The sequence below is a fragment of the Streptomyces sp. KLMMK genome (genome assembly GCF_036961605.1).
Lineage (GTDB): Bacteria > Actinomycetota > Actinomycetes > Streptomycetales > Streptomycetaceae > Streptomyces > Streptomyces telluris.
In genome coordinates this window covers 1-4,800 of the sequence record NZ_JBAMDC010000454.1, presented here as the reverse complement: position 1 = coordinate 4,800, position 4,800 = coordinate 1, and the positions used below count along the sequence as shown (strand labels likewise).

Annotated in this window: 1 protein-coding gene and 3 pseudogenes; 1 reads left to right on the top strand and 3 read right to left on the bottom strand. The window is 62.1% G+C overall.

What is annotated here, in order from left to right:
* The first annotated feature begins 69 nt into the window (after positions 1 to 69).
* Positions 70 to 1,387 (top strand): annotated as a pseudogene (locus tag V7793_RS33440) (IS701 family transposase).
* Here V7793_RS33440 and V7793_RS33435 read toward each other — a convergent pair.
* The 3 genes and pseudogenes from V7793_RS33435 to V7793_RS33420 form a co-directional block, all read right to left on the bottom strand.
* Positions 1,374 to 2,711: a metallophosphoesterase gene (locus V7793_RS33435; RefSeq protein WP_336013459.1), complete on the bottom strand. Its 1,338-nt coding sequence runs from the start codon at positions 2,709 to 2,711 to the stop codon at positions 1,374 to 1,376. The pseudogene V7793_RS33440 and the gene V7793_RS33435 overlap by 14 nt on opposite strands.
* 279 nt (positions 2,712 to 2,990) lie before the next feature.
* Positions 2,991 to 3,689, bottom strand: a pseudogene (locus tag V7793_RS33430) (transposase family protein).
* Positions 3,690 to 4,196: 507 nt separating this feature from the next.
* Positions 4,197 to 4,800: pseudogene (locus V7793_RS33420) on the bottom strand (IS701 family transposase); the annotation flags it as partial.

The following is a 4,800-nucleotide window of genomic DNA, read 5'->3' as shown; positions in this document are numbered from 1 at the left end:
CTAGTAGGGCTTGGTCAGGTTGGGTTGCCGGTGGCGTGTCCTGATAATCGGTTCGTCCGTTGATCGGTTGTGACGCCTGAGGAGCTGGCTGCGGTCCGGTGCGATCTGGAGGACTTCGCGGAGGATGTGTTCGAGCCGTTCGCACGGGCGGATCAGCGTCGGTGGGGCGGGGTCTACCTGCGGGGGCTGCTGCTGGACGGGCAGCGTAAGTCGGTCAAGCCGATGGCGGCCCGGCTTGGCGAGGAGGGCAACCGGCAGGCGCTGGCCCACTTCATCACGACCAGTCCCTGGGACCCGGCGCATGCGCGGGCCCGGCTCGCCTGGAAGACGGAACAGGCCATCAGGCCGGCTGCGCTGATCATCGATGACACAGGCTTCCTTAAGGACGGTGGAGCCTCGGCGTGTGTGTCGCGGCAGTACACCGGCACTGCTGGGAAGGTCACCAACTGCCAGGCCGGGGTATCGCTTCACCTGGCCTCCGACCATGCCTCGGCGGCTGTCGACTGGCGGCTTTTCCTGCCGGAGACCTGGGATCCGGCCTCGCCGAAGGCCGATCCGGACAAGGTCGGCCGACGCGCGAAGTGCGGCATCCCGGCCGGCACCGGGCATGTCGAGCGGTGGCAGCTGGCCCTGGACATGATCGACGAGACACGGTCGTGGGGCATCGACGTGCCCCTTGCCATCGCCGACGGCGGCTACGGGGACACCGCGGCGCGGCCTTCCGGTTCGGTCTCGAGGAGCGCGGGCTGCACTAAGTGGTGGGCATCTCCACCACGGTGACCGCCCACCCGGGTGACGCCGTGCCCGCTGTCCCGTGCTACAGCGGGCACTGCCGCCCGCCGACGGTGAAATACCCCGACCCCGCCAGGAGTGTGAAACAGCTGGTCATCGACGCCGGACAGGGTGCGGCCCGGCCGGTGCAGTGGCGGGAGGGATCTCGGCCGGGCACGGGCCGCAGCGGCCTCAAGCGCATGTACGGGCGGCTCGTCGCCCTACGTGTCCGTCCCGCCGGCCGCAAGTCCCGCCAGGCCGCCCGCGGTCCGGAACTGCCCGCGTGCTGGCTGCTGGCCGAATGGCCGCCGCCGAACCGGATCCGGTCCAGTTCTGGCTCTCCAACCTCCCCGCGGACACCCCGCTCACCACCCTCGTGCGGCTCGCGAAGCTCCGCTGGCGGATCGAGCACGACTACCGCGAGATGAAACAAGCCCTGGGACTCGCCCACTTCGAGGGCCGCACCTGGAACGGCTGGCACCATCACCTCACCCTCATCTCCGCCGCCCACGCCTTCTGCACCCTCCAACGCCTGGCCCGCGCCCCAAAAGAAACGGCGCAAGTAAAGGATGGTGGCCATGATGGCATGGCTGGCGGTTCGATCACCAAATCCTGACGGGGGTTTCCTCTTTGAGGAGCTTTGCTAGGCCTCCCTTACTGCTGTACTGTGAAACATTTAGATAGAATTCTGTTTCCTGGTAGGCGGGAGGAGGCGCCCAATTTCCACCCGCAGCGGAATACGGCTTAACGATGTCCTTAGGATGGTCATCCTCATCGATGGCATGCACTAGCTTCCCGTCCTTTTCCTCAACTACAAATCCCGTAGTTGAAATGAGTGGCCCATCGCTTCGCTTCGAGAACTTCAAGGTTTTCCCATTATACTCAGTGGGAGCAGCGCCAAGGTAGAACACAAACGGCTTCGACTTGTTCATGCACAAGAACTTTCCGTCAGGCGCTTGCAAGTCGAACAAGTTTCCTTCAGGGTGTCCTATAGCCTTGAACATCAATCCTCCAGAAGGATGGCTGACCGCTCCGGCGGAGTCGATAGATATCAACTGACTGGAAGACTTCCCTAGGTATACGTATTCCTCTGGGGGTTTGATGTGGCGGGCGACTTTCTCTGCCATCAGGAAGGTCTCTCGGAGCACGGCTCCACTATGAAAGACCGGCACATTGCCAAAACGGCTCTCGTAATCGGTACACCTTCCCAGCCTGCCGTGAAAATGACCGACAAATATAGCGCGCACTACCCCTCCGGTGATCAGGTCCTTGAAACCAGGAGGCGCTTCCCAATGCTCGCAAGGGTCGTGAAAATTCAGAACTACGGGGATATTCTCACTCTTCGCCTTGCCGAGCCTCTCCTTGAGCCAGTTAAAGCCTGAGCAGATGTCAAAACACTCCTCCATACCGCCAGTGATATCCTCGAGGAAAAAGCCTTTGGCGCTGACCGAGTGAGTGGGATCATTATTCATCTGAATAAACCTGATGCCACCCTTGTCAAATTCATAGGCAAAGGACCCTGAGAATGTTTCGACCCTCGTTTGCAGAAAATGGTCAACTTTACTGCTTCGGTCGTAGCAATTGATTACCTTGTAGCGCCTCACTTCGTCGTCGTAATAGCACATCATGTTTATGAAGCAGTTATTCGAGGCGCACTGGCCCACATTGTTCAAGTAGTCGTGGTTCCCTAGCCCGGCGTAAATGTTCAGACTTCCGAAGATTTCCTTGTATTTATCGAGCTCGCCAGTGTGGCCGAACTCGGTCAAATCGCCATTCATTATCGCGAAACCCGGGTTGCGGGATTTTACCGCGGAGACAGTGTTTCTGCTTGCGGATTCCGACCGCCCCGGGTTTCCGTAAGCAGACTCTTGCCCTGAAGATTCGTCGTAGCTTCTCGGGTATTGCGGATCCGACAGCACCGCAAATGTTTCGTCTCCCATATCTCGCACCCTTCCTGTGGGGTCATATCGCTTGGGACTTTCGCGAGGGTCAGAAATCCCTGGTGTATGCGATCACCTCTGGGCCCGTTGGGCGCCCTGCCTTAGAGCTTCAGCCGGTTTTCCTACTGCGGCCATTGCCACTTTTCCTCCGACTGACTGCTGGCGCCGAGTGGCGGCCGAACTTCTCCTGGTGATCACTGGTTTGTTCCTCCTGAGATTCTTACAGAAGCGAGATACCTCTGCATCTTGAGCTCTTCTCTTGCTCCTACTGAGCCTCTTTCATCCTAAATTCTCGCTGGTCAGGAGAGTGTGGATGGCGGTGATGATGCGGTTGGTCGAGCATCGGACTCGGCGGAGGATTCGCCACTGCTTGAGCCAGGCGAAGGCGCGTTCGCCGGGTGGCGGAGACGTGCGTGCATGCGGTTGAACTGCTGCTAGTGGTCAGGGAGTTCGCGGTGGCTGTAGGGGGTGCGGACGGTTGAGCCGGCTCCCTTGTAGGCGCGGTCGGCCAGGACCAAGGTCTCTCTGGTCAGGCAGGCCTGGAGGATGCCGTGGGCCCGGGACGCGGTCAGGTCATGGGTCCGTCCCGGCAGCGCGGGCAAGAACCACAGCGGTGTACCGTCCGGACGGGCGATGACCTGCACGTTCATGCCGTGCTTCCGGTGCTTCTGGTTGTAGTATGGCTCGTCTGCCTTGATGCGGTCAGTGGGGATGAGAGTCCCGTCAACAATGAGGAAGTCGCCTTCACCCAGACCCACCAGAGCCTCATGGAGACCGGGTGCCCAAGAGGCCAGGAATTCGAGGGTTCGACGTACCGCCAGGCCGTCGTGGTGGAGACCCTGAGCCTCCTGCCACCTGCGCGAACGTCTCGTTCTTCCGTAGATGGGCCAGCACCAGCAGAGGGCCTGCTTGAAAGACCCACCGTGAGTTCACCCGTCCACCGGCGGGCGTGGGCCGGCCAGGAGACAGCTCGACCAGCTCGTTCGGTGTCTCACCACGACGGCCTGGTGGTACGTCGACGAGACCCTGGAGTTCCTGGCCTCCTGGGCACCGGGCCTGCGCGAGGCCCTCACCAGTCTGGGTGAAGGAGGCTTCGTCATTGTTGATGGGACGCTGATCCCAGCCGCCCGCGTCAGGGCGGACGAGCCGTACTACTCGCACAAACGCAGGCGGCCATGGGATGAACGTTCAGGTCATTACCTCACCCGCCCAGACGGGTCTGCGCTGTGGTTCTCCGTGGCCTGCCGGGACGGACCCATAACCTGACCGCAGGCCGCCCGCACGGCATCATCGAAGCCTGTCTGATCAGGGAGATCCTGATGCTGGAGGGACGACAGTGCAACCGGAGCCGAACGGGTGTCCCTTGGGTTGGGGGCAATTTCGGCAGGAGTGGGATGTGGTGACGGATGGCCTGTCTGGTCCCACCACAGCCAGTGGGTAGCGAATGGAGGGGATGCACGGAGGGCTAAGCGGCCGGCTACAGTGGCCGGGGTAGCGGCGGACCTGGTAGTCGTCCAGGCCGCATTCCTGCTTCGCGCTCTGGAAACATTCCTCGACGGCCCACCGGCTGCAGGCGACGGAGATCAGCTCGTCCCGAGCGGTCTGGGTGGGGCAGTAGGCGATGTAGTAGGAGATCTCCTCGGGCCGGCGGACGCTGCGGCGGGCGATGACCCAGTGTCGGCGGTCTTCGCGATGCCAGGGCCGGACCTCGACACGGGCCCATTCATAGGCGCGTGGGCCGTGTGCGCCCTGGCCGCATGAGCGCCGTTTCCATTTCTGCAGTGGCAAGCCGGGGAATAGGTCGTGGACAGGATGGCCGGTGGACTAGCGGGTGACGACGGTGTTGTGCCGGGTGGTGGCCATGACGTGGAAGACGTCGGCCTGTTCCAGCTCGAAGCGCCAGCCCTGGCTCTAACCGTAGGCGGCGTTCGCCGTCACCCAGCCGAACGGGATCCGGTCCCTGATCGCCCGGCGGACCATCGCCTTGGCTATGGCAACCTTCGTCTCGAAGGTGACACTGTCGTCGATGCCGGCTTGCCGGTATCTGTCCCGGTCGTCGGTCCATAACGTGGGCAGATACAAGCGGCGG

Excerpts from the sequence above, each read along its gene's own strand:
- V7793_RS33435 (WP_336013459.1), bottom strand. The coding sequence starts at position 2,711 with ATGGGAGACGAAACATTTGCGGTGCTGTCGGATCCGCAATACCCGAGA.